Raw genomic sequence first — 26,807 nt, forward strand, 5'->3', positions numbered from 1 at the left:
CACGTCATCCAGTGTCGCGGTCATCACGGCCGCCTTCCTCGCCGAGCACCACGCTCAGCGTGTCAGGCCGGAAACACCGTTAGATCCACAGTCCCGGCCTGGAACCTGGCTACCGCTGACTGTGGTACTTGGTCAGCGCTGGACTGACTGTCGAAGTCCCGTTTCCGCGGATCGGCGGATCGTGTCGAGCAGGCGGTGCAATCGCAGGCCGGCCGCGAAGTCAGGGACGTGCCGCGTGCCGCTGCGGATGTCGTGGGCGAGCTGTGCGTAGAGTTGGGCCACGTTGCGGACCGCGACGGCGGGCACCGCATCCGGGACGTTCAGGTAGCTGTCGGGTACGGATAGCTCGTGCCAGGTGCCACCGGGCTCCTGGATCCCGTACAGCTGCGCCTCACCTACCTGGATCTGGGCCGCGAGGGGGCCACCGGCGACGACGATGGCGAGGTCGCCGTTGGTGCCGGCGAATTCCAGCCGGGTACGAGTGTCGCCGACCTTGGCGTCGTGAAGGTGGGCCGAGGCGACTGCACCGTTGGTCAGGGTGGCGTGGAGCAACACCTGATCGGGGCTGGTCGCTTCGACGGTCTGGCCGGTCTCGGCGATGGTGTAGCGGGGGCGCTGTACGGAAAGGGCGGCGGAGAGTTCGGTGATGTCGCCGAGCAGGTGCTCCAGGACGTCGAGGGTGTGCCCGGCGGCGACCTCCAGCAGACCGGCGGCGTTCGCCAGGTCGAGTGTGTACGCGGCCCAACTGGGCATCTCCTCGGCGGCGCCCTTGCCACGAGCCGCATAGATGTTAGCCGACGTGACACGGCCGACGTAGCCGTCTGCGAGCAACGTCCGCGCGTAGTTGATCGCCGGGCTATACCGGGCCTGCAGACCCACGACGTGATGCACGCCGGCCTGTTGGGCCGCCTTGGTCAGGATTTCGGCTTCCTCGGTGGTCAGCGCCAGTGGCCACTCGCAGTAGACATGCTTGCCTGCATCGAGCGCGGTCTGGACGAGTTCGGCGTGGGCCGGCACCTTGACGGTGATGACGACCAGGTCCACATCCGGGTGTTCGGCCAGGTGGCGAGCATCGGTGAAGGCGTGTGGCACGCCGAACCGGGTCGCCGCCCGCTGCGCGCTCTCGGCCCTGCTGGTGGCTACGGCGGTGATCTCATACTGCGCGAGCGCCTGCAGCGCCGGGATGTGGGCGCTCGTCGCCCACCCGCGGTCGGGGTTCGCGCCGATGACGCCCACCCGGATCTTGTGTGCAGCCATGTGTTTGCCTCCAGCTCCGAGCAATTAAGCGGACGCGGTACGTCCGCTTGACGGAAGGCTAATCTAACCGGACGCGATAAGTCCACTTATTGCTAGGATCCCCTCATGAGCCACCCACCCCGTTCCGCCCAGCGGTTACTGCCGGGCGGTGCGGCACGCCAACCTCGAGCCGACGCACAGCGCAACGTGGAACGGTTGGTTGAAGCCGCACGGGCGGCCGTCGCCGAAGTGGGGATCGCCGTCACCGCACACGAGATCGCGCGCCGCGCCGGCGTCGGAATCGGCACCTTCTACCGCCGGGTCCCCTCCCGAGAGGCACTCCTTGAAGCCGTGCTGGCCGAACTGCTCAGCGAAGCCGTCGAGGAAGCCGACCGCGCCCTGCGAAACGCGGATCCCTGGACTGGACTAAGCGAATTCGCCACCGCCTACGTACGACTACGCACGGCCAGCTGCGGCGTCAACGAGGCACTGGGCGAGGCATCCGGACTAGACCTGGAACTACCCCTGGCCGAACTAAGGGACCGAATCCAGCGCCTTGTCCAGCGCGCGCAGACCGCCCAGGCGGTACGCGGCGACGTCACCTGGCAGGACGTCGCCTTCCTGCTCGCCGCAGTAATACCCGGACAACACACGATCGGTCTGCGCGCCGACGATCAACAGTGGCACCGCAATCTCCAGATCGTCCTCGACGGGCTACGTCCGACCGACTCGCCCGCATAAACGGCCCTTGACCAACGATCTTGCGGAGACTGGCGTTAGGCCGGTTCGGTGCTGGCAGGGCAGCGTGCGCGGGAATCGGCGCGTATGTTGATCGCCTGTGGTCGATGCTGACGTTCGATGTTGTGGATGAGGACGCGCCGCTCTTTCTGAGCGCGAAGCAGCGTAAGGGGTTCGGCCTGCACGAAGTGCCGCCGACCCGTGACGAGCTGGAGCGGTTCTTCCTGCCGGTCGATCAGGACCGAGCGCTGATCGACCGGCATCGTACGGATGCGAGTCGGCTCGGGTTCGCTCTCCAGCTGACGACGGTGCGGTTCCTGAGGAAGATCCTGGAGGATCCGATCATGTGCCGCTGGTGGTCTTGGACTACATCGCGGCGCAGCTAGGCGTGGCCGATCCGTCGAATGTGAAGCACTATCTCGATCGCGAGAAGATGCGGCTCGATCATCACTGGGAGATCAAGCGTATCGACGGGTGGAGCGACTTTCGGCGTACAGCGATGAGCTGTCCCGGTGGATTGATCACCGGGGCGTGGACGACGGGCGCGGGGCCGAAGGCGTTCGAAGAGGAGGTGGCGTAGCTGCGGCAGCGGCAGGTTCTACTTCCGGCCGTGCACGAGCTGGACCGGCTGGTCAGTCGGGTCGTGAGGCAGGCGCATCTTCGACACCCGGTCAGTCGGTCAGTCGCATCAAGCCACCGATACTGGACGCCACGCCGCGTCTCCGGCAGCGCGGCCAACGACATCGACCACCTTAGCCCTGACCGGGCAGAAGAGGCCTAACGCCAATTTCCGGAAGATCGTTGGTCAAGGGCCATAACCGGAGTCGCCACCGTCAACGTCCCCGCCGCCATCACGATCGCCGTTAACGCCGAACCTTGACCACCACCGGCTCGCGGAGGATCGACGACGGCAGGGCGTCGATCAGCGTGCCGGCGAACCACACGCGCAGGAATCCGGTCCGGGGCAGCGCGGTGGCCTCGGGCCGGGTCGGCTGGTGCTCGCAGGGTCAACGCGGTCCAATATCAAGACATTGACCTTGATCGCCGAGATCGTGAAACCTGCGGATTGTGAAGGGCATGCCGTCGCGGCAGCCAACAACGGAACCTAACAGCTCGCACACAAGCGATGCCCGAAAGTATCACAAAAGGCTCAACCCGGGCCCTGATTCAGGAGAATCAGCAATGCCCCACTGAGCCCGCAAAACGTTCCATCCTGCAGGCGTGAACAGCGGGCCAGCGGTCGGCTGATCAACGCTTTGCTTCGCCGCTCGATGAGTCGCTGATCTCCGCCGCCTCGCTTTCGTAGCGCCTGTTCAGTTCCAGCGCCTCGGCGAGCTGGTCTTCCAGAATCACGATGCGGCATGCCGCTTCCACCCCGGTGCCTTGATCGGCGATGTCCCGTACGCGGGCGGCGAGCCGTAGCTGATAGCGGCTGTAGCGACGATGGCCGCCTTCGGATCGAGCGGGAGCGAACAGCTTGGCCGCCTCGACGGAACGCAAGAACGCGGCAGTGGCGCCGATCATCTCCGCAGCGCGCCCCATGGTGTAGGCCGGGTAATGCTCGTCGTCGAATCGGTCCGGCGACGCAGTGCCGTCAACTGTCATACACGTCCTTTCTGTGATACGTGATAGGGGTCCCGGTGCCATATGGCGGCACCGGGACCCAGGGAGTATTACGGGTTCTAACCATCACCGGCCGTTACGTTGCACCGGTTTTCGTCTGCCCCGCCACCATGCCATGGGACGGCATCGCGGGACTCTGGCGTGGATGTGACCGAGGACCACCTCCCGTTCCTGGGGTCTACGGCTCCCACCGGCGCTGAGCGCGACCAGGTGGGCGATCCGATGGCGTCGCTCCCCTCCCTTCCCTTCTGACCATCACGTGCCGATGACTCGGCAGTTCCGGGCCATCACCCGGCCAGCCACCCTGCAGCCCTGTTCACTTGCCTGGCCGCCGAGCCCGCCTGGCACGGGCCTTTCTTCAGTCTTGTCTTTCGGTGCGCCAGTTCGGCTGTCGCACTCAATCGACCCTCGCAACACCTGTTACTGTACCGACGCTCGTGCCGAATGTCTACAACCGCGCCTAGAGAATTTCCCATATGCGGGGGCATCCTCAATCGGCGCCCGGGCGCCGAAGAATCCGCGCCTCTTCGAGGACGACCGTCCGTGGAGCAGCACTTCGCTGCCATGCGCGCGATCAGACCCAGAACCAGTCAGCGAGCGCACTCCATGAACAGATGTACGCTGCCGGACACCCACACGGACCCACGAATCGGCTCCACCGCGGGCTTGCTCGCCTACGCCGGAATCGGCAGATCCCAGTCCGCACTACAGAGGATGATCGGCTAACCGATCATCCTCTCGAGGTGCGTATCTCGTCGGGCCAGGCCAGGGTGATGCCGAGGGTGTCGCTGAGCAGCCGCTGATAATCGGCGAGCTCGGTGTTGTCGGCGCGCACCTTGCGGGGAGGCAGCCTCCGGTCGAGGCAGTACGCCGCGAGGGCGCCGGCGGCTTCGCCGACGCTCCATTCGACCGGATGCAGCCGATAGCAGCCGTTGGTGATGTGGGTCGTGCCGATGTTCTTGCCGGCTGCGATCAGGTTGTCGGCCCGGCGAGGGAGCAGAGCGCCCAGCGGAATCTGGAATGGATACGACTCGATGTCGACGTAGGTGCGTCCGCTTGTGCTGGGGTGCAGGTCGATGCGGTAATGGCCGATGCCGACGCTGTCTTTGAAGATCTCGCTCCCCGCGCCGCGCGGGCGGGATGCGACACCGACGTGCTGCTCCAGGACGGTGAACTCGGGTTGGATGCGACGCGACTCGCGAATGTACGGGGCGAGGGCCAAGCCGTCGAGGGTTCCGGTGGTGTCGCCCCGCAGCCTCAGCCCGGGATATCCGGCGCTGTTGCCGTCAGGGTGGGGTGCTTCGGTTTGCATCCAGTGGAGGAATGACAGCGACAGGTCGCGCGCGCCGTCGAGGGCCGCGGCCCGGGTCGCGGCGTCGACTCCGAGAAGAGGCTTCTGCCAGTAGTCGATCTGTGGCCAGTTGACCAGCGTGATGTCCCTGAAGCCGGCGTGGGTGAAATTACTGGCGGCCAGAATGCGCCGGTAGTGCCACAGGTCGTCGGCGGGTGGTCCGCCCGGTTCGGCGGCGAAGATCGGCCGATGGCGAGTCTTGAGGCTGACCGGTTCGACGTCGGTCCAGGACAGCTGCGGGCCGGGCCAGAACGGGGCGACCTCTGAACGCCAGAAGTCGTATCCGGCTGGGCGGTCGATGGTGTGGTCTTCGCCGGGCCGGTGTTCGACCGCGAAGCACCACGAGATCGCCTGCTGGTCGAGCGGATCTGCGATGGCCGGAGCATGTAGTTCGCCGGTGGTGTTCTGACTTTCGGCACCGATGACGTGTTCGACGCCGGCCAGGGGCAACACGTCGCCGAGTTCGGTCGCGTCGAGAACGTAGTCGGCTGAGACGGTGAGCTCCGTGCCGTCCAGTCCACGCAGGACTACCGCAGTGATCCGGTCGTCGGCGGTCTCCGCCGCGATCGGCTCATACCGCAACAGGACGGTGAGGCGACCGGTGGACCGCCACGGCGCGAGGAGCTGGTCGATGACGGCGAGCGCCGCCCGCGGTTCGTGGCAGACCCGGCTCACATGTCCCAGTCCGGGGTTGAGCAATGGGTCGGCCGCGGCCCGCGCGGACACCGGATAGTTGTCCCGATAGTAGCGGCGGATACGCTGCCGGAAGTCGGCGTACCCGGTCGCGGTCAGGTCGGTCTCTATCCACGCGTTTTCGTCCGGCGGCACCGCCTGGCTCGTCAGCTGGCCGCCGAGCCATTCGGTGGCCTCGGTGAGGATCACCGTCCGGCCGAGCTTGGCGGCGACGAGAGCTGCGGCAACGCCACCGACTCCCCCGCCGACCACCAGGACCTCCGCACGCAGCTGCGTCATTCGGCGGTCGTCCCCTTCTCGCGTACGATGCGCGGACCGACGTCGGCGCCCATGCCCGCAAACCACTTCTCCGCGAAGTCCAGGTCCGGCACGACGTTCGGCGGCAGTGCGATGGTTTCAGGACCGGGCTCCGGCCTCTCGCGGGCACGCAACTCCGCGACGACGTCGCGGACACGCGCTCCGACCAGCTTGATGGTGTTCGCCGCGTCGATCAGGCCGAGTCCGTACTCCAGCTCGTCGAAGCCGGCGAATCGGTGGTCGATGTCGTGCGACGCCCACCAGGTGACCGCAGCGACTTCGGGGACGGCGGCGATTCGGCGCAGCATCCGCTCGGCGAAGTCGGGTACGGAAGCGTGCTCAAGCCACAGTTCGGACACTCCCACTTCCTGCACCCATAGGGGTTTGCCACGATCGCCCATGGTGGCCACCGCGATCTGCGCCAGGTAGTCGGGGATCGCCCAAGCGCCCCGCTCACCCTCGCCGAATCGCCCCAAGGCCCCGGTGAAGTACGGCCACGCGTGGATCGCGATCAGATCGGAGACCTCCACCACGGCGTCCGCGCTCAGCGCGCAGTCGCTGGTCATCCAAGGCTCGTGGTCCACACCCACAGTTATTGGTACGCCGGGAGCCCCGTCGCGAGCGGCGGCGACCATGCGATGCACCCATCCGTCGCACGTGCCGGGCCCGAGGCCCGCCTTCCGCATGAGGACATTGGGTTCGTTGGCGATGTCGAGGCACCACAGGGCCGGGTGCCCCGCGACGGTCTTGCCGACCTCGGTCACCAGGACGGCCGCCGCCTCTACTGCGGCCGGGTCGGTGAAGGGGTCGGCGTCGCGCAGCCAGGCCGGGCGGAAGTCGAATCCGCTCAGCCAGCCGTCGAGCACCGTCGGGCAGACCGCGAGACCGCGTTCGTGGGCAAGGTCGAGCAGCCGGACGAGCCGGGACAGCAACACCGGGGAGATGTGCGCCGGGTTCGGCTGGAACAGCGGCCACAGGCACTGGATGCGGATGTGGTCGAAGCCGAGTCCGGCGATGACGTCGAGGTCGCGGGCGATGTCGGCGTCGTTCCAGTCGACCCAGGCGTACCACCAGTCGCGGCTGGGCAAGTAGTTCACGCCATAGCGGACGGTGCTCACGAGGCGAGCCGGGCGGCGAGGAAGGCTGCCTGTAGCGGCCATTGGCTCGCCGCACCGCCTTCGTGGTCATTGTAGTGATGAACGGTGATGTCCTTCTCCCCTGCGTACGCGTTGTAGGCGGCGAACACGGTGGACGGCGGGCAGGTCTGGTCGAGCAGTGCGACGGAGAACAACGCGGCGGCGGACGCGCGAGCGGCGAACGTGACCCCGTCGAAGTACGACAGCGTTGTGAAGACCTGCTCTCTCATGTCCCGCCGGACGGCGAGGTAGCGGACGATCTCTTGATACGGATCGCGGCTGGTCATCCCGACGGCTCGTTCGAAGTGGCTCAGGAACGGCACATCCGGCAGCGCGGCGACGAGGCCGTCGGCCAGGCCGGCCGCCGCCAGTGTGATGCCACCACCCTGGCTGCCGCCGCCGACGGCCACCCGAGCCGCGTCCACCATCGGATGGTCCCGCACGGCGTCGATGGCGCGTACGGCATCGGTGTAGAGGCGGCGGTAGTAATAGGTGTCGGGGCTGTCGATGCCCCGGGTCATGACACCAGTGGTGGCTGGGCCGCTGCCGTGCGGGTCAGGCGTCACGCCGCCGACGCCCCAGCTCGCCCCTTGGCCGCGGGTGTCCATGACGAAGAACGCATATCCCGCCGCGACCCAGGCGAGCCATTCGTGTGGCAGTCCACGGCCGGCGCCATAGCCGAGGTACTGCACCATCGCGGGCAGCGGCGCTTCTGCGCCGGACGGGATCAGCAGCCAGCCGGCGACCGGTTCACCGGCGTACCCGGGGAATCGGACGTCGAAGACGCGGCAGGCGGTCAGCGGCGTGTCGACCGGGGTGAACGTCGGCTTGTCACCGGCGGCGCGCGCTTCCGCGAGCGTACGCGTCCAGAACTCGTCGAAGTCCGCGGGCTCCCGGACGACGGGCCGGTACGCGCGCAGCTCGTCGAGGCTGAGGTCGAAGCGGGGCATGGGGTCCTTCCGATCAGACGGTCGGTCTGGTGTGGACGGTGAGAGTGACGGTGGAGGTGAGCTCGGCGGCCGCGGCGAGCGTGAGGGTCCCGAGGTCGTCGCCGGGGTGGTCGTGAGGCTGGGACGCCGGCTCCACGGCGAGCGCGTCGGCCGCCGGGTACCAGGGAAAGCCGGTGGTGGCGCGGCGCTCCTGCCATACGTAGGCCCGGCCGAGCAGTGCGGCGTCCCATCGCAGGTCGACGGCGAGCCCGTCCGGTCCGAGAACGCTGGCCCGGCCGGTCGACATCGATCGGTCTTCGAAGGCGCCCGCGCCGAGCGGGACGACGGGTACGTCTTTCCCGTCGAGGTCGACGCGTCCGCCATCGAAGAGTCCGGCGTCGAACGCGGGATGCTCGGCCCAGCCGAACCGGACCTCGGCCGGGCCCTCGTTGCGTACCGTCGTGGTCACCCGGAGCTCACCGTCGCGGATGTCCATGGTGCGGTCGACGGTCAATGGCACGCTACGCAGCAGCACCTGCGCCTGGCAGGCGGTCGCCGAGATCTGTTCGAGCCGCCATTTCCGCCAGGCGGCCTCACCGTGGAACGGCTGGGCGATGCCCCCCACGGTGGCCGGACCGAGCGGGCGGGGTAGCAGCAGATGCCATCCGCCCCGGTAGCGCCGGTGCCATTCGGCCGCCGAACCCGTCATCGGGGCTCCGTCGTCGAGCCCGGCCCACGGCGTTCGCAGCAGCAGTTCCCGGCCGTCGGCCAGGATCGAGGCGATGCACCCACCATCGGCAAGGATCTCGGCCCGCAACCGTTCGGTTCCGATGTGGAGGTTCATCCCTTCAGCGCTCCGGCGTTGCCGGCGGCCCGCAGGAACTGGCGTTGGAACACCAGGAACAGCGCCACTGGAATGATCACGGAGATGAACAGCGCCCCCATGAACTGAGCGAAGTCCCCCGAGGTCTCCAGCCGGGGCAGGGCGACCGAGATCGGCTGGTCTTGCGGGTTCGGCAGCACCAGCAGCGGCCACAGGAACTCCTTGTATGCCCCGACCAGCGTCAGCAGGCTGACGACGCCCAGGATTGGCCGCGACATCGGCAGCACGAGGGAGACGAAGATCCGGAAGGGGCCGGCGCCGTCGATGCGGGCCGCCTCGAACAGGTCGCCCGGGATGGCGGCGAAGAACCGTTGCATCAGCAGGACGTTGACCGCGTTGGCCGACGCCGGCAGCCACACCGCCCACAGCGTGCCGATCAGGTTGGCGTGCAGCAGCGGCACGTCCATCACGGTCAGGTAGAGCGAGACGAGCGAGATCACGCCGGGGATGAACAACGTCGCGAGGATCGCGGCGTACACGGCTTTGGCGTACCGGGGTTTCAGGACGGCCAGTCCGTAGCCGCCGGTCGTCGCGACCAGCAGTCCGAAGAACAGCGAACCGGCCATGAGCCACAGGGTGTTGACGAAGTAGCGGGCGAAGTCGATCTTCGTCCACACCTCGGCGAAGGTGTTCCAGTGGAAGCCGCTCGGCCAGAGCGAGAACGGCGCGGACAGCGTCTCGGTCGACGTGGAGGTGGCCGCCTTGAACAGCCAGAACAGGGGTCCCACGCACAACACGACGAGTGCGGTGAACACCAGTACCCGGACGATGCCGAGCGCCACGCGCACGCCGGGACGGCGGCGGTCGATGCGTGACAGGATGCTGCGTTCAGTGTCGGCGCTCATGACGTGCTCCAGCGTTGGGTGACCCGCAGGTAGACCCAGGACAGCACCGTTAGCGCGGCTGCCAGAAGCAGGCTCAACGCCGTCGCGCGCCCGTAGTCGCCGGAGACGAACGCGTACCGGTAGATGAGCATGAGGATGGTGACGGTGTGGTTCTCGGGGCCGCCGTTGGTCATGATGTACGGCTCGGTGAAGACCTGGAACGTGCCGATCAGCTGCAGCAGCAACATAACCAGCAGTACGCCGCGCATCTGCGGCAAGGTGACGTGCCAGAACCGGCGCAGCGCGCTCGCGCCGTCGGTCTCGGCGGCGTCGTACAGCTCCGTCTGCACCCCCATCAGGGTGGCGAGATAGATGATGGTCGCCGTGCCGAAGGACGCCCAGGTGGCCTGCAGCACGATCGACGGCATGGCGAGATCGCCGTCGTTGAGCCAGGCCAGCGGCCCGAGCCCGAACCACCCGAGGGCGGTGTTGAGCACGCCTGTGGGGCTGGGGTCGAAGAACGCCTTCCACAGCAGGACGGCGACCACCGGCGGGAAGATGACGGGCAGATAGACCAGGACCGAGGCCAGTCCGCGGGTGCGGCGTAGCTCGGCGATCACCACCGCGAACAGGATCGGGACGGGGAAGCCGATCACCAGGGCCAGCACGGCGAACCACAGCGTGTTGAGCGAGGCGGTGATCAGCAGTGGATCGTTCAGGACTCGGGTGAAGTTCTCCAGGCCGACCCATTGGGTCGTGAGGAAATTGGTGCGCTGGACGCTCAGGGGCAGCGACCGCAGAATCGGCCACCAGGAGAACAATCCGAACGACAGCAGCATGGGCAGGAAGAACACCAGCGTCGTCAGCCCGCCTCGGCGTACCCATGTGATGGGACTGCGTGGCCGGGACCTTGGGGGAGCAGTCAGCGGAATCACCTCGTGTCTGGGCGGCGTTGTCGCGCCGCGGGGCGCGCGGCGCGACAACGGTCGTGCGTTGATCAGCCGGCGTCGATGATCGCCTGGACCGTGCGCTGAGCGTCGGTCAGCAGCGCGTTGATGTCGGCGTCCCGGCGGGTCAGCACGGCCTGGATCACGGTGTCGAGGGTGCCGTAGGTCTCCTGGGCCTTGGTCGGTGGCTCCGGGACGAGGGCCACGCTTTGGGCGGTGGCGAAGAACGACGCGTAGTTCTGCCGGGGGACGTTGACGTAGTCCTTGACCCAGCCGAGGTACTGGTCGGTCGTCGCCTGGTCGAACAGCGGCAGCGCGGGCGCGCCGACCGGCTGCTTGTCGGCCGCCTTGGCCTTCGCGTCGGCGACCGCTTCCTGCTCGCTGCTGTACTTGCGGAAGTTGTCGAACTCGAGCCACTTGATCGCGGCCTTGACCTCGTTCGCCGAGGCTCGCGGGTTGATGATCGCCACTGTGCCGCCGCCGAGCGTGCCCAAGCCGTTACCGGCTTGCGGCAGCGGTGCGAGGCCGAAGTCGTCCGGCTTCATGCCCATGTTCGACACGACGGTCGTGTACGCGTCGGCGCCCTGCACGAACATGCCGACCTTGCCGCCGGCGAAGGCCTTCATCGCGTCGTTGTAGCCGAGCAGGAAGTTCGAGCCGAACGTGTTGTCGTCCCAGCGCAGCGAGCGATAGAACTGCAGCGCGCTGCGGGTGGCGTCGTTGTCGACGGTGGCCTTCTTGCCGTCGGCCGACTGGATCGTGCTGCCGTTGGCGTAGCTCATGGTGGTGAGCACCCAGCCGCCGGTGTTGTCCTTCGTCATGCTGGCGAAACCCTGCACCCCGGTGGCCGTCTGGATGGCCTTGGCGGCGGTGCGGACCTCGTCCCAGGTGGTCGGGGGCTTGTCCGGGTCGAGGCCCGCCTCCTTGAACAGGTCGCGGTTGTAGAGCAGGCCCATGCTGTACGCCTGGATCGGCACGCCGTAGATGTGGCCGTTGGAGTCCTTGGTCACCTTGAGGATCGACGGGTTGATCCGGCTGACGGCGGAATCCGCGCCCACCGCGCTGGTGATGTCGGCGATCTGCTGCCGGGCGATCAGGCCCTGCATCTCGGTGAACGGCACGTAGAAGACGGTCGGCAGCTTGCCCCCGGCGAGCTGGGCCTGGAACGTGCGGATGTCGAAGACGGCTTCGTCGCCGACGACCTTGACGTCGGGGTTGGCCGCGCTGAAATCGGTGATCTTGCGTTTGAACGCGTCCAGCTGCTTGGGCTGCTGGCTGGTGGGCATGCCGGCGACGGTGATGGAAACCGGTCCGGACTTCTCGGTGTCGGATCCGCTGCAGCCGGCCGTCAGGGCGAGCGCCGCGACGGCCAGAGCTGCCGGCGCGAGAATCCGTCTTCTCGTGGTTCTCATGAGTCTCCTCGCAGAATTCGTTGGGCTGGATCACCCCGTGGGAGCGGTGCGCGGATCAGGGAGCGATGAGTCCCCCGTCCCGGCCGCGTACGCGCGCGGCCCAGGCGTCATGACCGGCCAGACCGGCGGGATACCGGGCGGCGGTCTTCTCGTCGAGGTCGATGCCCCAGCCCGGCGTTTCGTGGGGACGCAGCCAGCCTCGCTCGATGCGCAGCGTCCCGGGGAACACCTCGTGGACGGCGTCGGCGTACACGTGTCCCTCTTGAATGCCGAAGGCCGGGCTGGTCACGTCGAGGGCGACGTTGGCCGCCGCGCCGATCGGCGACGTGTCGCCTGGCGCGTGCCAGGCGGTACGCACGCCGACGAGTTCCGCGGCGGCCGCGATCTTGCGTGCCGCGGTGAGGCCGCCGATGCCGGAGATGTGAGAGCGGATGAAGTCGACGCCTCCGCCGAGCACCAGCCGGGCCGCGTCGGTGAGCGACGTGGTCAGCTCGCCCACGGCCAACGGCACCGGCGACGCCGCCCGTACCTCGGGCAGGCGGTCCCAATGCTCGGGCGCGATGACGTCTTCCAGGAAGAACAGGCGGTACGGCTCGAGGGCGCGGGCCAGTACGACGGCCTGTTTCGGGGTCAGACGAGAGTGCACGTCGTGCAGCAGGGCGATGTCGGGGCCGAGCCGATCGCGAGCCGCCGCGAACAGTTCCGGCGTACGCCGCAGGTACTCCTCGACGTTCCAGCCTCCGGCGTACACGTCGTCGGCCGCGGCCGCCGCCGGGGGAACCGCTGGGGCGCCGTAATGCCCGGAGCCCGGCTGACCGGTCTGCAGCCGGATGTGCCGCAGCCCTTGGTCACGAAGCCGTTCGGCGTGGTCGAGGGTCTCCGCCATCGTCGCCCCGCCGGCGTGCAGATAGGTGTCGACGGCTGCGCGTACCTTGCCTCCGAGGAGTTCGTGAACCGGCCGGCCGGCCCGTTTGCCGGCGATGTCCCAGAGCGCCTGATCGAGCCCGGAGATGGCGTTGTTGCCGACGGGTCCTTCGCGCCAGTAGGACGAGAACCGGGCCAGGCGTACGAGGTCTTCGATGTCGCCGGGATAGCGGCCGACCACCAGGCGGGCCAGGTGCTCCTCGACGTAGGCGGCGACGGCCTTCCATCGCTGGGTGTAGGTGGCGCAGCCCAAGCCGTACAGGCCGTCGTCGCTCGTCTCGACCTTCACGACCAGCAGCGGAATCCCTTCGGGGGCGGTCGCGATCGCCCGAACCCGGGTGATGCGCACGTCGTCGGGCGCCTCCCACGGCTGGGCGAAGGCGGACAGCGCCGGCTGCGTACTCATGCGGATGCCTCCAAGGTCTGGCCGTCCTCGATCGAGATGGTGGGAGCCCAGCCGAGGACCCGCCGGGCGGCCGAGGTGTCGACCGGTGCTTGCCGGCCCGCGAAGGACCGATGCCGCTCGACTCCGTCGGCATACTGGTCTAGCAGCTCTTCGGTGGGTTCGGCCATGATCGTGTCGTCGGCGGCGACCAGCAAGGTGTGCATCCCGGATACCGGCTCGATGAGGCCGCGCACGATCGCGTCCACGGCGTCGGCCATCGCCAGGTACGCCCAACCCTCGCGGGCGAGCCGGGCCGGTTCGCCGGGTGCAGCGAGCATCCGCGGCACCGTATTACGTAGCGTGTCCAGCTCGCGTACCAGTGGAAAGCGCAGCGCGACGACGGCCATGTCCCAGCGGCTGGCGGCGTACGCGCCGATGTGTTCGTCCACCCACTTCGACAGGGAGTACGCGTCGTCGTGCGCCACCGGGGAGGCCTCGTCCAGCGGGTAGTACGCCGGCCGGACGTCGTGCCGGTTCATCGGTACGCCGAACGCGTTGATCGAGCTGGCGATGACCGCCCGGCGTACGCCCGCCTCACCGGCTGACGCGAGGACGGTGAAGGTGGCCGACGTGTTGCCGACGAACACCGCCCGGGGCGTGTCGAGGCTCGGATGGGCGGTCGCGGCCAGATGCACGACCGCGTCGACGTCCGTCAGCGCCTCGCGTACCAGGTCTTCATCGGCGGCGTCGCCGGTGACGACCCGGTCCGCGCGGGTGGGCGCGGACCAGGTGCGAGACAGCCCGGTGACCGCGATGCCGCGATCGGTGAGCGCCTCGACCGTAGGCCGGCCGAGTGTCCCGTCGGCTCCGGTGACCAACACCCGGGCGGGTCGGATGAGCTGCGGCACGCGCGTGAACCTCACGTTCGAGATCGGATTTGCGAAACTGCTTTCGCAGCAGAGAAGCACACGCCCGCCGCCAATGTCAACACCCGGTTACGGCAGGCGCACAAGAAATTGACCGTCCTGCTAGGACGGTCAATTGACGAGAACTCTTACAAGATTCGGCGGCGACTCAGGAAGAAGGACCGAGTACCAGTTCCGGCGGCACGAGATGCTCCCCCGGGGTACGGTCGGGCGCGAGCACGTCGGCCGCTGCGAGCCGACCGAGCCGCTGCAGTTCCAGGTCGACGGTGGTAAGCCGGCGGGTGCTCTGGTCGAGGACGACGCCCTCCCAGTTGTCGACGCCGACCACGGCGACGTCGTCAGGCACCCGCAGCCCTCGGGCCTGGCAGGCGCCGAGCACACCCAGCCCGATGTGGTCGTTGCCGCAGAACACGGCATCGACCTGCGCGCCAGAGTCGAGCAGCTCCGACATCGCGTCGGCGCCGGTGTCGGCGGCCCACGTCCCGAAGCGGGTCGGCCCGGCCTGCTTCAGCCCAGCCGCCTTCAGCTCCTCCCGCATCCCCCGCTCCCGCAGCCGGACGGCGATGCTGCCCGGCGTGCCCGTGATGTGGGCGATGCGAGTGCGGCCCCGCTCGATGAGATGCCGGGTCGCCAGCCGTCCGGCGCCTTCGTTGTCGGGCAGGTAGACGACGTCCTCTGGATGGTCCGAAGCGGCGAACGCATAGGTGACGGGCACCCCGAAATGGTGTGTCACCGACGGCGACACCCGCTCGTGGCCGTCGCCGACCACGAGCAGACCGTCGATGCGGCGGGCCTGCAGCGCCCGGATGCTGTCGGTGATCTCGCGCGGCACGAGCAGGTCTTCGTCGAACACGAGCGAGGCCTGCTGAAGCTCACCCAGCTGCAGGACGGCCCCGATGAGGACCGGGCCGGCGAAGGTGCTGGCCGCCCGGTAGGTCAGCACGCCGATCGTGCGGCTGCGCCCGAGCGCGAACGACCGAGCCAGGGCGTTGGGCTGAAAGTCGAGCCGTTCGGCGATCTCGCGTACGCGTGCCCGGGTCTCCTCCGAGATCCGGTCGCCCCCGTTCAGGGCCTTCGACGCGGTGGACAGCGACACCCCGGCGATCGCCGCGATGTCGCTCAACCGGATGCTGCGGTCCGAGGCCATGCCGAAAGCATACCGACGCGAAGCCGTTGACAGAGCCGGGGCAGCCGCGCAAAATCGCCTCAATGCGAAACCGGTTTCGCAGGCATGAATCGTCCGTCCCATCCTCAGCCTCGCGATCATCCGACGCTCATTGAGGAGTGCTCATGCCCGTTTCCTCCCTCGCCCGAAGATTGCGCCCGCCCCGGACGCTGATTTTGTTGACCTGCCTGGCTGCCGTCGTCGCGACGACGGCGCTGCCCCAGCCCGCCGCGGCCGGCACCGGCCCGGTCGTCATCGGCGACTTCGAGAACGGCACCAGTCCCTGGTTCCCGGTCACCTCCGGCGGCGCGACCGCCACGGTCGGCACCACCACCGACGCCCCGGCAGGCGGCACCGCCTCGGCCCGCGTCCAGGCGACCGTCGCGACCGGCACGGTCGAGATGGTGCGCGCGGTCGCATCTCTCGACCTGCAGCGGCTCGAGCTGTCCGTCCGCAGCGCCGAACTCACCGGCCTCGTGCTCCGTCTCGTCGACAGCACCGGACAGGCACACCAGCAGACCCTCGCGCTCACGCCCGGCACCGGCTGGCAGAAGCTGTCGGTCACCACCTTCGCCGGTGGCACGCAGTACGGGCACTGGGGCGGCGCAAACGACGGGGTGTGGCACGGCCAGCTGACCCAGATCTCGCTGCTCATCGACGCATTCCGGGTCAAGCCGGGGCCGACGGTGACCTTGGACGTCGACGACGTCGTGGTGCAGGTTCCGCCGCCCGCCCTGGCGATCCGGCCGACGACGCTCGGCAACGCCTTCACCGCCGGCGACACCGTCTCCTTCGGCGTCGACACCGCCGCCACCTCACTGAGCTGGACGGCGCGCGACGCGTACGGGGCCGTCGTCGCCACCGGCTCCGGCACCCCCGCCCAACTCGGCGGTGTCATCTCTCTCGGGACGCTGCCGACCGGCTGGTACTCCGTCGCCATCGCCGCCGTCCAGCCCGACGGCACCACCGTCACCGGCGGCACCGACGTCTCGGTGTTGCCCGCCAGTACGCTGCGCGAACGGCGTATCGGCGCATCGACGCACTACGGCGGCACCTGGCCGGCCGCATCCGCACCGCTGCTCGGCGAGGCCGGACTCGGCTTCGCCCGCGACGAGGCGTACTGGTCGGAGGTCGAGCGCACCAAGGCCGTCTACGCCTTCCCCGCCCGGGTGGACAGCGCCGTGGCGGCACTGCGAGCCAACGACGTCGACTCGCTGCAGATCCTCGACTACGGCAACGCCCTCTACCACTCCGGCGAGGCACCGGCGACCGACGAGGGACGCGCCGGCTTCGCCGGGTACGCCCTAGCCTCGGCCGACCACTTCGGCACCTCGCACGCGGCGTACGAGGTCTGGAACGAGTGGAACATCCGCGACGCCACTGGCCCTGCCGGAGCCACCCCACAGAACTACGTCGCGCTGCTGGCGGCGACCACCGCGCAGGTGAAGGCGACGCATCCGGACGCGGTGATCGCCGGGCCGGCGCTCGCACCGATGAACGACTGGCAAGGCTGGCTCGACGGGTTCATCGCCGCGGGCGGCCTCGACCACATCGACGCCTTCACCACGCACCCCTACAACTTCACCGCCGAGCCAGAGGTGTTCGAGGCGCACGCGGCGATCCTGCGGCAGAAGTTCGCGGCCGCCGGGCACGCCGACATGCCGATCTGGTTCACCGAGCAGGGCTGGTACACAACGGCGAACGCGCCTGGCGTCACACCCGCGGTCCAGGCGCGCGACCTCGCGCGTGCTCAACTGCTGGCCCTCGGTGACGGCATCGGCCGCTACACCGTCTACGACTTCAAAGACGACGGCACGAACCCGGCCGATCCCGAGCACAACTTCGGGATGATCCGCAACCAGACCGACGCCCGTGGCGCGTACGCCCCGAAGCCCGCCTTCACAGCCGAAGGCGTGCTCACCCGCCAGACCGCCGAACGCCCGGCACGCAGTGTCCTGTCGCTGGGCGCCGGCCGTTACGGCGTCGAGTTCGGTCCGCGTACGGGCGAATCGGCCGACACGCGGATGCAGGCCCTGTGGGCGTTGACGCCGCAGACCTGGAGCGTCCAGGCGACCGGCCCGGTCAGCGTCACCAACCTCTACGGCGGCACGACAGTCGTCGAACCGGACGCCACCGGCCGCGTGCACGTCTCGGTCGGCCCCGAGCCGGTCTATCTGCAGGGCGTTCTCGGCCCGGTCACCACCACGTCAGCGTTCTCGCTGACGGTCACCGGCGCGGTCGGAGGGATCGCGCCCGACGCCAGCTGGCACATCGCCAACACCGGCACGTCGGCGCGGAACCTCTCGCTGGTCTCCGACGGGTTCGCCACGCAGGCAACCGTGCCCGCCGGGATGACTCAGGACGTGGCGGCGCACCTCGCACCGGCTCAGGTCGGTCAGCGCACATGGAGCGCCGTCGTGGGGGAAGGCGGTCACGCCATCGGCGTCCTGACCGCCGTCGGGCAGGTCCTGCCCGCCTTGCAGCTGACGGGTACGCACGCGCTGAGCGCCACGGGAGCCGACGTGCTCCGGCTCAAGGTGCGCAACCGCAGCAGTCAGGAGGTACGCCTCGACGACGTCACCTGGACCGTCGGTGCAGCGACCGGCACCGTGCTGGCCGGTGAGCAGGTCGCCGGTGGGGCGACCGTGGTGCGGGACGTCCCGCTGACCGCCTTTGGATCATGGTCGGCGACCGTCTCGGGGCCCTCGACCGATACGGCGACGGGCGTGATCGTGTCGGCGGGTTCGGTGGCGGTGGATGTGCCCTACCAGTCGGTCGCGGTGGACGGCGTCGTGGATCGCGACGTCGAGAAGCTGCCCGCGCAGAGCCTCGGCGCCGCCGAGCAGGCGATCGCCGGGTGGGGCGGCCTGTCCGACCTGAGCGGAACCTTGTGGATCACCCATGATGACGACCGCCTCTACGTCACCGCGCGGATCACCGACGACGTCCACGCGCAACCGGCACGGGACGCCTCCATCTGGCAGGGCGACGGCCTCCAGCTCGGATCCTCACCGGGCTGGCCGGGTGAGGGCGCTCAGCCGGTGGGCGAGATCGGCACGGCGTTGACCGACGCCGGACCGGTGGACCTCACCCGCTGGCTACCGGTCAGCGGCGGCACCGGCGGCCTCACGAGCGTGGTCAAGCGCAACGAGACGACGAAGACCACCACCTATGAACTGGCGGTGACCTGGGCAGCGCTGGGCGTCGATCCCGCCGACCGCGTGCTGGCCGCCACCGTCGCCGTCAACGAGAACGACGGCTCCGGCCGCCGTGGCTGGAGCAGCTGGGGCAAGGGCGTCGCCGAGTCGAAGAATCCGAGCCTGTTCCGGGCCCTGCGGCTCATGCCGCCCGGCGGAGACGAGGTCGCCTTGTCGACGCGGGCCGTCGCGGTCTGCCTGCCCTCGGGCAGCGCGGTCCGGGTGGAGGCGACGAACCGGGAGGCCTCCGCGGCGGGAATCCGCATCACCACGCCCTGGGGCGTAAAGGAGTTCCGCAACGTGTCACCCGGTACCCAGGTCTCGCAAACCTTCGCGGTCGACGCGGTGTCGTTGCCGGCGGGCAAGGTGACCGTCGACGGCTCCGTGGTGGACGCTGGTGGCCGACCGGCGTACCAGGTTCGGCGGGTTCCCTATCCGCCACTCATCTGCCCCTGATCTGACAGGCTGAGCGGCGGCTGAGACATCAGCCGCCGCTCACACCCGGCTGTCGTGCCGGTAACTCGACGGGGACTGGCCGGTGCGGTCGCTGAACACCCGGCTGAGGTAGAACGCGCTGCGATATCCGCAGCGCTCGGCGATGGTCTGCAGGGTGTCGTCGGTCTCGGCCAGCATCTCCCGGGCCTTCCGCAGCCGGACATCGCGCACGTACGCGACCGGCGTCACGCCGCGTGCGGCTCGGAAGCGCCGAGAGAGTTGAGCGGGGCTGATCCCGAGTGCGGCCGCCAACCGGGTGAGCGAGAGGTCCGGGCGGGCGAAGTGGTCCAGGATGTACGCGGTCGCCTGTCGCACCAGGTCGTCCTCATCCGCCTCCCGCCTGCCGAGCGTCATCAGGATCAGGTCGGCGACCACGTGCGCGGCGACAAGGTCGGCGTGCGCCTGAGCCGCTTCGAGCATCCTGAGGTCGGCCCGGAGCCGGTCGAAATCCTGCACGTGGGTACGCCCGATGGGCGGCTCCAGCTCCGTGCGGAAGCGCGCGTGGAAGAAGGACGTCGGGCTCAGCATCCGACGCCGCAGCGATCCCCCGGGCGGGCAGACGACGATGTCGTAGCTCTGCGCGACTCCCTCCGCGACCGCCTGTGCGCCCTTGACCACCTCGTACGCGAACGACCCCGTGCGGGGCAGCAGCAGACACCAGCCTTCGTAGCTGTCGACGGCTCGCCCGAACTGCTCCCGTGGCCCTGCGAGCAGGTAACCGTCCAACCTGACCATGGCAAGAAAGTACATGGCCGTGATCAGACTTGGTATGTTCAGCCGAAGTCGGGCTGCGCAAGAGTGCATGCCATGACCACCGCAGTGACTTCACCGATCACGGCCGACGTTTGCGTCTACGGAGGTACGCCCGCCGGCTGCGTCGCCGCGATGACGGCGTACCAGGAAGGCGCCTCCGTCATCCTCATCGAGCCCAGCCGCTGGCTCGGCGGCATGCTCACCTCGGGCATCAAGCCCCGGCAGGACTGCCCGGTCCCGGCGGCGGTGGGCGGTCTGACCAGGGACGTGATTCTCGAACTCGGCGACGATCCGCGGGACATCACCCGTCGGCTCCACGAGTGGATCGACGGCAGCCGTATCCGGGTGATCTTCGAACGACGCGTCCGTTCGGTCCGGCGCGAAGGCAACCGGATCGTCGCCCTCCAACTCGAAACCTCGCAACCGGACCGGCGGGGCGTTCCGTTGCCCGCTTCCGAGTCCGTTCTCGACGCCGTCGTCGAGGCCAAGGTCTTCATCGACGCGTCCTATGAGGGCGACCTGATGGCTTCGTCCGGCGTCTCCTACCGCACCGGACGAGAGTCGCAGGACGCCTTCGGCGAACAGGTCGCCGGCGTACGCCCCGTCACGAACTGGACGCCCATCGACCCCCACGTCGTGCCGGGCGACAGCACGAGTGGACTGCTTCCCCACGTCGAGGCCGATCACGGCCGGCCCATCGGGTCTGGCGACGACTACACCCAGGCCTACAACTATCGGCTGTACGTGACGGCTGACCCAGCGCGCCGGGCCGAGATCACTCCACCCGACGACTACAACGCGGCCGACTTCGAGTTGGTCCGGCGATACGTCGCCCACCAGCGAGGAGATCTTGAGGCGCTACGGGCCATCTTCCCGGGCTGGCTCAACTCAGGTGAATACAACTATCAGCGTTCGTCGCTGATCAGCAACGCTCCGCTCGGGGTGAGCCGGGCGTACCAGGACGGAGGCTGGGACGAGCGGTCGCATGTGTGGCGCCATCACATCGACTACCTCCGCGGACTACACCACTTCCTGTCGACGGATCCGGTGGTGCCTGCGCAGTTCCGCGCCGAGACAGCGGCGTACGGGCTGGACGCGGCGATGTTCCCCGAGACCGAAGGCTGGCCATCCCAGTTGTACGTGCGCGTGTCGCGACGGCTCGACGGGCGATACACCGTCACGCATGACGACGTGCTGAATCGCACAGCCCCCGCCGACAGCATCGGCCTCGCACTGTTCGGAGTGGACGTCTATCCGGTCCGGCGGATCGCCTATTGCGACCCGGAAGCCGGGCACGTCGGCGTCGCGACCGAAGGAGACATGTTCATCGGCGGCCACCTCGGCACCGGCAAGCCGTACCCCATTCCCTACCGGGCTCTCACCCCGAAACAGTCCGAGTGCGGCAACCTTCTGGTCCCGGTGTGCCTGTCCGCCACACACATCGGCTACGCCGCCACCCGCATGGAACCGGTGTTCTGCGTACTCGCCGAATCCGCAGCGGTCGCGGCGATACAGTCCATCGAGCGGCGGATCGACGTCCAGGACATCGACATCCACAGCCTTCAGACCCGACTCCTCCAGCGCGGTCAGCGGATCACGTGGGCCGCCTAGGCTCCACTGACCTCGGCGTCGACGTGTGCGCCGCATCCCGTACTCGATGGGCGTCAGATGCATTGCGCCACGTCACTACTGGGCTTTGAGCACGGAACTGGCGAAGCTGAGCAGAAGTGCGGCGGTCCGCGGCGGATCCTCGATCATGGGTGTGTGTCCAGCACCCGGCACCAACTCGACTCTCGCGCCCGCGACGGCTCGGTATTGGTCGGCGGATGAGGATGGAAACCTCTGGTCCTGCTCGCCGAAGATCACCAGCAGTGGTTTGCCGAGTTCCGTGAGCCGATCCGGGAGCGGATGTTGTAGCAGATAGTCATCGGAAGCGTGGGATGTCGCGGTGAGCGCGTGGTAGGTCATGCTGCGCGTGTCGTCGACAAGCCCTTGCGGGATGTTCTTGAAACCCGGTGCGAACGCGGAGCTCATACTCCGGCGAACGATCCCGTCGGTCCGAAGTCGCCACAGTAGTTGCCCCAGCACGGGAGTGAAGACGAGATCGCCGACGGCCCCGGAGGAGACGAATGCGTCCAAGCTGGGTCCGGTGTCGATAAGTGCTATCGCGGTCACTAGGTCGCCTCGTTGCACGGCGAGGGCGGTGGCGACGTAGCCGCCAGTGGAATGACCGACGACGATGGCGTGCTTGACGCCGAGCTGGTCCAGTACTTGGCCGACCCGGTGTCCTTGCTGTTCCATCGCGTAGAGGTCGTCGGCCGGTTTGGCGGACCGGCCGTGCCCGAGCAGGTCGATCCGGATGACGCGGTAGGACGTGGCCAACATCGGCACCACGGGATCCCACGAGCGCAGTGAACTGCCAGTCCCGTGGATCAGTACGAGGGCCGGGGCGTCGTGGGGGCCATCCTGGCTCATGTAGATGCTCCCGCCGTCAACGGGCAGGGTCGAGTTCCCGGTGGCGTCGGCGTCCTGCCTGTCCACCATCAAGGCGTTTCCCAGGAGCAGCCCGACGATGGCGATGAGGACCGCTGAGGCAACGATGAGGCGCCGTCGGCGCTTCGTCGCAGATCTCGGGATTGCTTGTGGTTGTGGTTGTGGTTGTGCAATGACTGACATGATCCTGCATTCCTTTCGGTTCGGCTCCTCATCGTCTGGGTCTTCGCCGCTCCAGTCGTCGGCTTGCCGCACCGATTACGCAAGGCGTTACCGCGCCATCCGGTGCGGCTTCCGGCCTCGCCTACTGCGTTCGCAGTAGTTCAGTGGCCGATGGCGAGGGCGGGTGCTTACAGTCCTGGCATGTGGGCGAGTGCTTGGAGCAGGCTGATGGCCAGGCAGCAGTTGCTGCTGATGTCGGCCTTCACCGCGATGGTGCTGTTCGCGGTGGTGACGATCCCCGCCGACGTCCGGCATGCGCTGAGTTCTCACCAGCCGCTGAGCTGGGCGGTGGCCGTCGTGGTCTACGCGGTCTTGGCGGCGCGCCGGCGGTTCCCGGTCGGCACCGTGGCGGTCGCCGTCATCGGGTCGGTGGTGCTGATGGCGGACGGTTTGGCCTACCCGCTGACGTTGCCGGCGGTCTTCTACGCGTTGTACTCGATTGCGCTGGGTTCCGGTCAGGGTCGGACGCTCGCCGTCGGCGTCGCTGTGAAGGCGACGCTGCTCACCGCCTCGCTGATCACCCATCCCGGCATCACGGGCTTCGTCGTGCTGCTGTGGGCGGCCCTAGCGGTGACCACCGGCTTCGCCGCCCGTAGCCACCATGCCTACGTCGCCGAAGCCGACGAGCGCGCCAGGCGGGCCGAGCAGGATAGAGAGCACGAGGCGAACCGCCGCGTTGCCGCCGAACGGCTGCGAATCGCCCGGGAACTGCACGACGCCATCGGGCACCATGTCGCCCTGATCAACGTGCAGGCCGGTGCGCTGGCCTACCTGCTCGACGACGAGGACCGATCGCAGGCCAGAGAGTCCGTCGCGCACATCCAGCGGGCCAGCGAGGAAGCCCTCGAGGACCTGCGGCTGACCGTCGGGCTGCTGCGCGAGCCCGGCACGGAGTCGGCGCAGCCGGCGGAGCCGGCGCCGGGACTTGACCAGCTCGAGGAGCTCATCTACTCATTCGCCGGCGCAGGCCTGCGGGTCACTCGCGAGGTGACCGGCCAGACGAGGCCGTTGCCCAAGGCGGTGGAGCTGACCGCCTACCGGGTCATACAGGAGTCGCTGACCAACACCCGCAAGCATGCGGACTGCGATACTGCGGTGGTGCGGCTCGGGTACGCGCCCGGGGCGCTCAGGCTCACGGTCGAGGACGCGGGAGAAGCGGTCACCCATAGGCCCGAAGGGCACGGCATCGTGGGCATGAGAGAGCGGGTAGCTGCCCTGGGCGGACGGCTGTCGGCAGGGCCGAGGCCCGAGGGAGGCTACCGCGTCGTCGCCGAGCTTCCGCTGCGAGCGGGCGGGATCGAAGGTTCATGACCGGGACCGCGGCGGCCCCGCCAGCGTCCGCGACCACAGCCCTGACCCGAGTAGTCCTCGCCGACGACCAGGAACTCATCCGCGCAGGCCTGCGGCTGGTGATCGACCGTGCGCCGGGGCTGACGGTCGTAGGCGAGGCGGCCACCGGCCACGAAGCCGTCCGGGTTGCCCGCGAGGCACGTGCCGACGTCGTCTTGATGGACATCCGGATGCCGGACCTTGACGGGCTGGCTGCTACCCGGCGGATCGCCGCTGACGACGGCCTCGCAAGGGTTCGGGTGCTCATCCTGACGACGTTCGAGATCGACGAATACGTCTTCGAGGCGCTACGGTCGGGGGCCAGCGGGTTCCTCGGCAAGGGCGCACGCCCGGACGCCCTCATCGACGCGATCCGCACGGTCGCCCGCGGCGACGCACTGCTTTCGCCGTCCGCCACCCGGGGCCTCATCGCCAGGTACCTCACGCTGCACGACAGCGAGCCGGTCCCCCCCTCGCCGCTGCTTGCCACTCTCACCGACCGCGAACGTGAGGTGGTAGCCCTGGTCGCCGACGGGATGTCCAACTCGGACATCGCCCGCCAGCTCACGCTCAGCCCGCTCACGGTCAAGACGCATGCCAACCACGCCATGACCAAGCTCGGCGCACGCGACCGCGCGCAACTCGTCGTGCTCGCCTACCAGACCGGCCTGGCCCACACACCTCGTCCCCGGCCGTGACCTAATGTCGATTTCGTCGGGGTTGGGTTGTCGTCCCACAACCGAATCACCGCGCCGTAGCGGTCATCCCACTTGTCTGCCAGGGCGTCGCCACGGGTCGCCAACCCGATGCGCGGACCGCACTAATATTGGTAGCACCAACAGAGCGAGAGTTGGCGCGGCCCACAACTGTTATCCTTGACACGTGCCCATGCCTCGCCATGACGTCGGCCGCACTCCGGCTCGACTCGAAGGACGCGCCACCTGGTTGGTCAGTCGGGCGTACACACGCTCCGCCGGACTGCTCAGCGTCGGGTTCGAAGCCCATGGCAGCGGACTGCGCGGCTACCATTACCGACTCCTCGCCGCACTGGAGGAGTGGGGGCCCGCAAGTCAGGCCGAGCTCGGCCGGAATACCGGTATCGATCGTAGCGATGTGACCGCCGCGTTGACCGATCTCGAGTCGCGTAACCTGGTCGAGCGCTCAGTCGATCCCCAGCACAAGCGCCGAAACATCGTCACGATCACAGCGGAAGGCGTCGAACAGCTGCTCGATCTCGACAAAACCATCGACGGCATCCAGGACGAGTTCCTCGCGCCACTGACGGCCTCCCAGCGGCGCCAGTTCATCACCCTCATGTCGCGAATTGTCAACGCACAACGCTGACGGGTCATCTCGGCGCCCCGCGCGGACCGGTGCGCTTGTGCGGCTGGCGCCCTCCCATCTACCTGACCGATGGGAGGGCTCCCCAGCTCACCGTGTGGTGTCGACCGAAAACCGTACGGCCCCGCAGGAGGTCGGCATGAGCGCTAGAGGATGTTGAGGTCGATCGCATCGGCGATCGCGCGCATGCCCGCGTCGTTGGGATGTGCGCCGTCGCCGCTGTTGTACTCGGGCCGCATCCGTCGCGGGTCGGCGGGATCGGCGATAGCCCGGTCGAGGTCGACGACGGCGTCGTAGGCGCCACTGGTACGGATCCAGTCGTTTACCGCTTCGCGTACCGCCTCACCGGACTCGGTGTAGAAGGGGGTTTCCATGGCTGCCTTGGTCGGTGTGATCGTCGCGCCGATGATGTGGATACCACGCTGGTGCGCCCTCTGGATCAGAGTCTTGTACCCGGCGATGAGCTGGGCGGCGGTTACCGGCTCGCCGGTGGTCAACGTGCCGATGGCAATGTCGTTGATGCCCTCCAGAATGATTATGGATCGGACTCCAGGCTGGTCGAGCGCGTCATGGTGGAACCGGTCGAGCGCGCTCGCGCCGCCCCCGGGGAAGGTACCGAGGACCTGGTTGCTCGCGATGCCCGCGTTGAGAACGCTCACCGGGCGCCCAGCGGCGACCAGTCGCTCGGCGAGGAGGTCCGGGTACCGGTGGTTCGCATCCACCGTTGAGATTGCTCCGTCGGTGATCGAGTCGCCGAACGCTATGACCGCGCCGCTGCCGTGTTCATCTGATCCGTTCACGTCGACGCCGGTCAGGTAGTACCAGGAGGTCGTGGTTTCCCCGAACGCCGCGGCGCTCTGGTCGAGTTGGTGGTCGCCTGGAGCCCGGTAGGACGTTGCAAAGGAATGCATGTGGAATGTCGCCGGCCCGGTCGGCTGGGCGAAGTACAAAGTGATGGTGAGTCGCTGTAGCGGCGAAACGTGCATCGGTACCACATCCGAGGCTGCCTCTCGTCCAGCCGGTATCACCGTCGACGGCGATCGGTCAAACGTCACGGTATGCATCGTTCCCGGCTTCACCGACGCGCCGTCGCGTGCGACGCCGACGGACGCGCCGGCGACAGCCAGGGGTGCGGAGCCATACGCGTTGGATAGCCTGACCCGCAGGGTCGACCCGCCGCGGGTAACCCTGACGACCTGCCGGACAGACTGGTCGGTAAACCCGTCGAGAGACCAGTTGTCCGGTCCTTGCCCGAAAAGCGGTGGTGAAGCGGCAATCATCGAGGCCGTCCACGCCGCGGTCCAATGAGTGTCCTCCCGCCGGGCCTCCGCACCGGCGGTTGACGTCGCCAGGGCGAGTGACGCGACAGCGGCAAGGACGGCGACCGACGACCCGACCACGGCGCGCGGCGATCGCCACCGGCGCCGTCTCGCGAGTCCGAAACGATAGAAGCTCACGTGTGACCTCCTGAATTGATTGACACGGATGACTGGGAGCTGCCTACCTCG

Annotated in this window: 21 protein-coding genes and 1 pseudogene; 7 read left to right on the top strand and 15 right to left on the bottom strand. The window is 68.3% G+C overall.

The window, feature by feature from the left end; genetic code table 11:
• Positions 1 to 132: 132 nt before the first annotated feature.
• Positions 133 to 1,257, bottom strand: a complete 1,125-nt coding sequence (locus AB0M47_RS17890) for a Gfo/Idh/MocA family oxidoreductase (RefSeq protein ID WP_363414494.1) — start codon at positions 1,255 to 1,257, stop codon at positions 133 to 135.
• A 105-nt stretch (positions 1,258 to 1,362) separates the two neighbouring features.
• On the opposite strand from AB0M47_RS17890, the gene AB0M47_RS17895 reads away from it, so the two are divergent.
• Complete coding sequence (locus tag AB0M47_RS17895) at positions 1,363 to 1,977, top strand: TetR family transcriptional regulator (RefSeq protein WP_363414497.1); 615 nt, start codon at positions 1,363 to 1,365, stop codon at positions 1,975 to 1,977.
• 104 nt (positions 1,978 to 2,081) lie between these two features.
• A pseudogene (locus AB0M47_RS17900) lies at positions 2,082 to 2,554 on the top strand (DUF4158 domain-containing protein).
• 668 nt (positions 2,555 to 3,222) lie between these two features.
• On the opposite strand, the gene AB0M47_RS17905 reads toward AB0M47_RS17900, so the two are convergent.
• The 11 genes from AB0M47_RS17905 to AB0M47_RS17955 form a co-directional block, all read right to left on the bottom strand.
• The gene (locus AB0M47_RS17905) at positions 3,223 to 3,579 is read right to left on the bottom strand and encodes a MerR family transcriptional regulator (protein ID WP_363414500.1); all 357 of its coding nucleotides are present in this window, start codon (positions 3,577 to 3,579) and stop codon (positions 3,223 to 3,225) included.
• 748 nt (positions 3,580 to 4,327) lie between these two features.
• Entirely contained in the window at positions 4,328 to 5,920 is a 1,593-nt protein-coding gene (locus tag AB0M47_RS17910) for an FAD-dependent oxidoreductase (protein ID WP_363414503.1), read from the bottom strand.
• Positions 5,917 to 7,056, bottom strand: coding sequence for a hypothetical protein (locus AB0M47_RS17915; RefSeq protein ID WP_363414506.1), 1,140 nt, complete (start codon positions 7,054 to 7,056; stop codon positions 5,917 to 5,919). Before AB0M47_RS17915 ends, AB0M47_RS17910 begins: the two co-directional genes overlap by 4 nt.
• Entirely contained in the window at positions 7,053 to 8,024 is a 972-nt protein-coding gene (locus AB0M47_RS17920) for an acetylxylan esterase (protein WP_363414509.1), read from the bottom strand. The genes AB0M47_RS17915 and AB0M47_RS17920 overlap by 4 nt, the downstream gene beginning before the upstream one ends.
• A gap of 13 nt (positions 8,025 to 8,037) precedes the next feature.
• Positions 8,038 to 8,847 (bottom strand): hypothetical protein, encoded by an 810-nt coding sequence (locus AB0M47_RS17925; RefSeq protein WP_363414512.1) that lies wholly within the window; start codon positions 8,845 to 8,847, stop codon positions 8,038 to 8,040.
• Positions 8,844 to 9,731 (bottom strand): carbohydrate ABC transporter permease, encoded by an 888-nt coding sequence (locus tag AB0M47_RS17930; RefSeq protein ID WP_363414515.1) that lies wholly within the window; start codon positions 9,729 to 9,731, stop codon positions 8,844 to 8,846. The genes AB0M47_RS17925 and AB0M47_RS17930 overlap by 4 nt, the downstream gene beginning before the upstream one ends.
• Positions 9,728 to 10,564 (bottom strand): sugar ABC transporter permease, encoded by an 837-nt coding sequence (locus AB0M47_RS17935; RefSeq protein ID WP_363414518.1) that lies wholly within the window; start codon positions 10,562 to 10,564, stop codon positions 9,728 to 9,730. The genes AB0M47_RS17930 and AB0M47_RS17935 overlap by 4 nt, the downstream gene beginning before the upstream one ends.
• A gap of 143 nt (positions 10,565 to 10,707) precedes the next feature.
• On the bottom strand, positions 10,708 to 12,069 hold the full coding sequence (locus tag AB0M47_RS17940) for a sugar ABC transporter substrate-binding protein (RefSeq protein WP_363414521.1): 1,362 nt from the start codon (positions 12,067 to 12,069) through the stop codon (positions 10,708 to 10,710).
• Positions 12,070 to 12,124: 55 nt separating this feature from the next.
• The gene (locus AB0M47_RS17945) at positions 12,125 to 13,399 is read right to left on the bottom strand and encodes an enolase C-terminal domain-like protein (protein ID WP_363414524.1); all 1,275 of its coding nucleotides are present in this window, start codon (positions 13,397 to 13,399) and stop codon (positions 12,125 to 12,127) included.
• Complete coding sequence (locus AB0M47_RS17950; RefSeq protein ID WP_363414527.1) at positions 13,396 to 14,301, bottom strand: NAD(P)-dependent oxidoreductase; 906 nt, start codon at positions 14,299 to 14,301, stop codon at positions 13,396 to 13,398. The genes AB0M47_RS17945 and AB0M47_RS17950 overlap by 4 nt, the downstream gene beginning before the upstream one ends.
• Positions 14,302 to 14,452: 151 nt before the next feature.
• Positions 14,453 to 15,451 carry a LacI family DNA-binding transcriptional regulator gene (locus tag AB0M47_RS17955; protein ID WP_363414530.1) on the bottom strand — a complete coding sequence of 333 codons (999 nt, stop codon included), beginning with the start codon at positions 15,449 to 15,451 and terminating at the stop codon, positions 14,453 to 14,455.
• 143 nt (positions 15,452 to 15,594) lie between these two features.
• Here AB0M47_RS17955 and AB0M47_RS17960 point away from each other — a divergent pair, with 143 nt between their 5' ends.
• Positions 15,595 to 19,122: a hypothetical protein gene (locus AB0M47_RS17960; RefSeq protein WP_363414533.1), complete on the top strand. Its 3,528-nt coding sequence runs from the start codon at positions 15,595 to 15,597 to the stop codon at positions 19,120 to 19,122.
• A 39-nt stretch (positions 19,123 to 19,161) separates the two neighbouring features.
• Here AB0M47_RS17960 and AB0M47_RS17965 read toward each other — a convergent pair whose 3' ends face one another.
• Positions 19,162 to 19,896 carry a helix-turn-helix transcriptional regulator gene (locus tag AB0M47_RS17965; RefSeq protein WP_363414536.1) on the bottom strand — a complete coding sequence of 245 codons (735 nt, stop codon included), beginning with the start codon at positions 19,894 to 19,896 and terminating at the stop codon, positions 19,162 to 19,164.
• A gap of 72 nt (positions 19,897 to 19,968) precedes the next feature.
• Between AB0M47_RS17965 and AB0M47_RS17970 the strand changes: the two genes are divergently transcribed.
• Positions 19,969 to 21,525, top strand: coding sequence for an FAD-dependent oxidoreductase (locus AB0M47_RS17970; protein WP_363414539.1), 1,557 nt, complete (start codon positions 19,969 to 19,971; stop codon positions 21,523 to 21,525).
• Positions 21,526 to 21,600: 75 nt separating this feature from the next.
• Here the strand turns inward: AB0M47_RS17970 and AB0M47_RS17975 are convergent, their stop codons facing one another.
• Entirely contained in the window at positions 21,601 to 22,662 is a 1,062-nt protein-coding gene (locus AB0M47_RS17975; RefSeq protein ID WP_363414542.1) for an alpha/beta hydrolase, read from the bottom strand.
• 135 nt (positions 22,663 to 22,797) lie between these two features.
• Between AB0M47_RS17975 and AB0M47_RS17980 the strand changes: the two genes are divergently transcribed.
• The 3 genes from AB0M47_RS17980 (at position 22,798) to AB0M47_RS17990 (ending at position 25,302) form a co-directional block, all read left to right on the top strand.
• Positions 22,798 to 23,940 carry a sensor histidine kinase gene (locus tag AB0M47_RS17980; RefSeq protein ID WP_363414545.1) on the top strand — a complete coding sequence of 381 codons (1,143 nt, stop codon included), beginning with the start codon at positions 22,798 to 22,800 and terminating at the stop codon, positions 23,938 to 23,940.
• Positions 23,937 to 24,656: a response regulator transcription factor gene (locus AB0M47_RS17985; RefSeq protein ID WP_363414548.1), complete on the top strand. Its 720-nt coding sequence runs from the start codon at positions 23,937 to 23,939 to the stop codon at positions 24,654 to 24,656. The genes AB0M47_RS17980 and AB0M47_RS17985 overlap by 4 nt, the downstream gene beginning before the upstream one ends.
• A 190-nt stretch (positions 24,657 to 24,846) precedes the next feature.
• Positions 24,847 to 25,302 carry a MarR family transcriptional regulator gene (locus AB0M47_RS17990; RefSeq protein ID WP_363414622.1) on the top strand — a complete coding sequence of 152 codons (456 nt, stop codon included), beginning with the start codon at positions 24,847 to 24,849 and terminating at the stop codon, positions 25,300 to 25,302.
• Positions 25,303 to 25,445: 143 nt separating this feature from the next.
• Here the strand turns inward: AB0M47_RS17990 and AB0M47_RS17995 are convergent, their stop codons facing one another.
• A complete protein-coding gene (locus tag AB0M47_RS17995) occupies positions 25,446 to 26,756 on the bottom strand; it encodes an SGNH/GDSL hydrolase family protein (protein ID WP_363414551.1) in 1,311 nt (436 codons plus the stop codon).
• Positions 26,757 to 26,807 lie beyond the last annotated feature (51 nt).

Origin of the sequence: Hamadaea sp. NPDC051192 (genome assembly GCF_040682475.1) — a bacterium.
In the GTDB taxonomy this organism is placed as follows: Bacteria; Actinomycetota; Actinomycetes; order Mycobacteriales; family Micromonosporaceae; genus Hamadaea; species Hamadaea flava.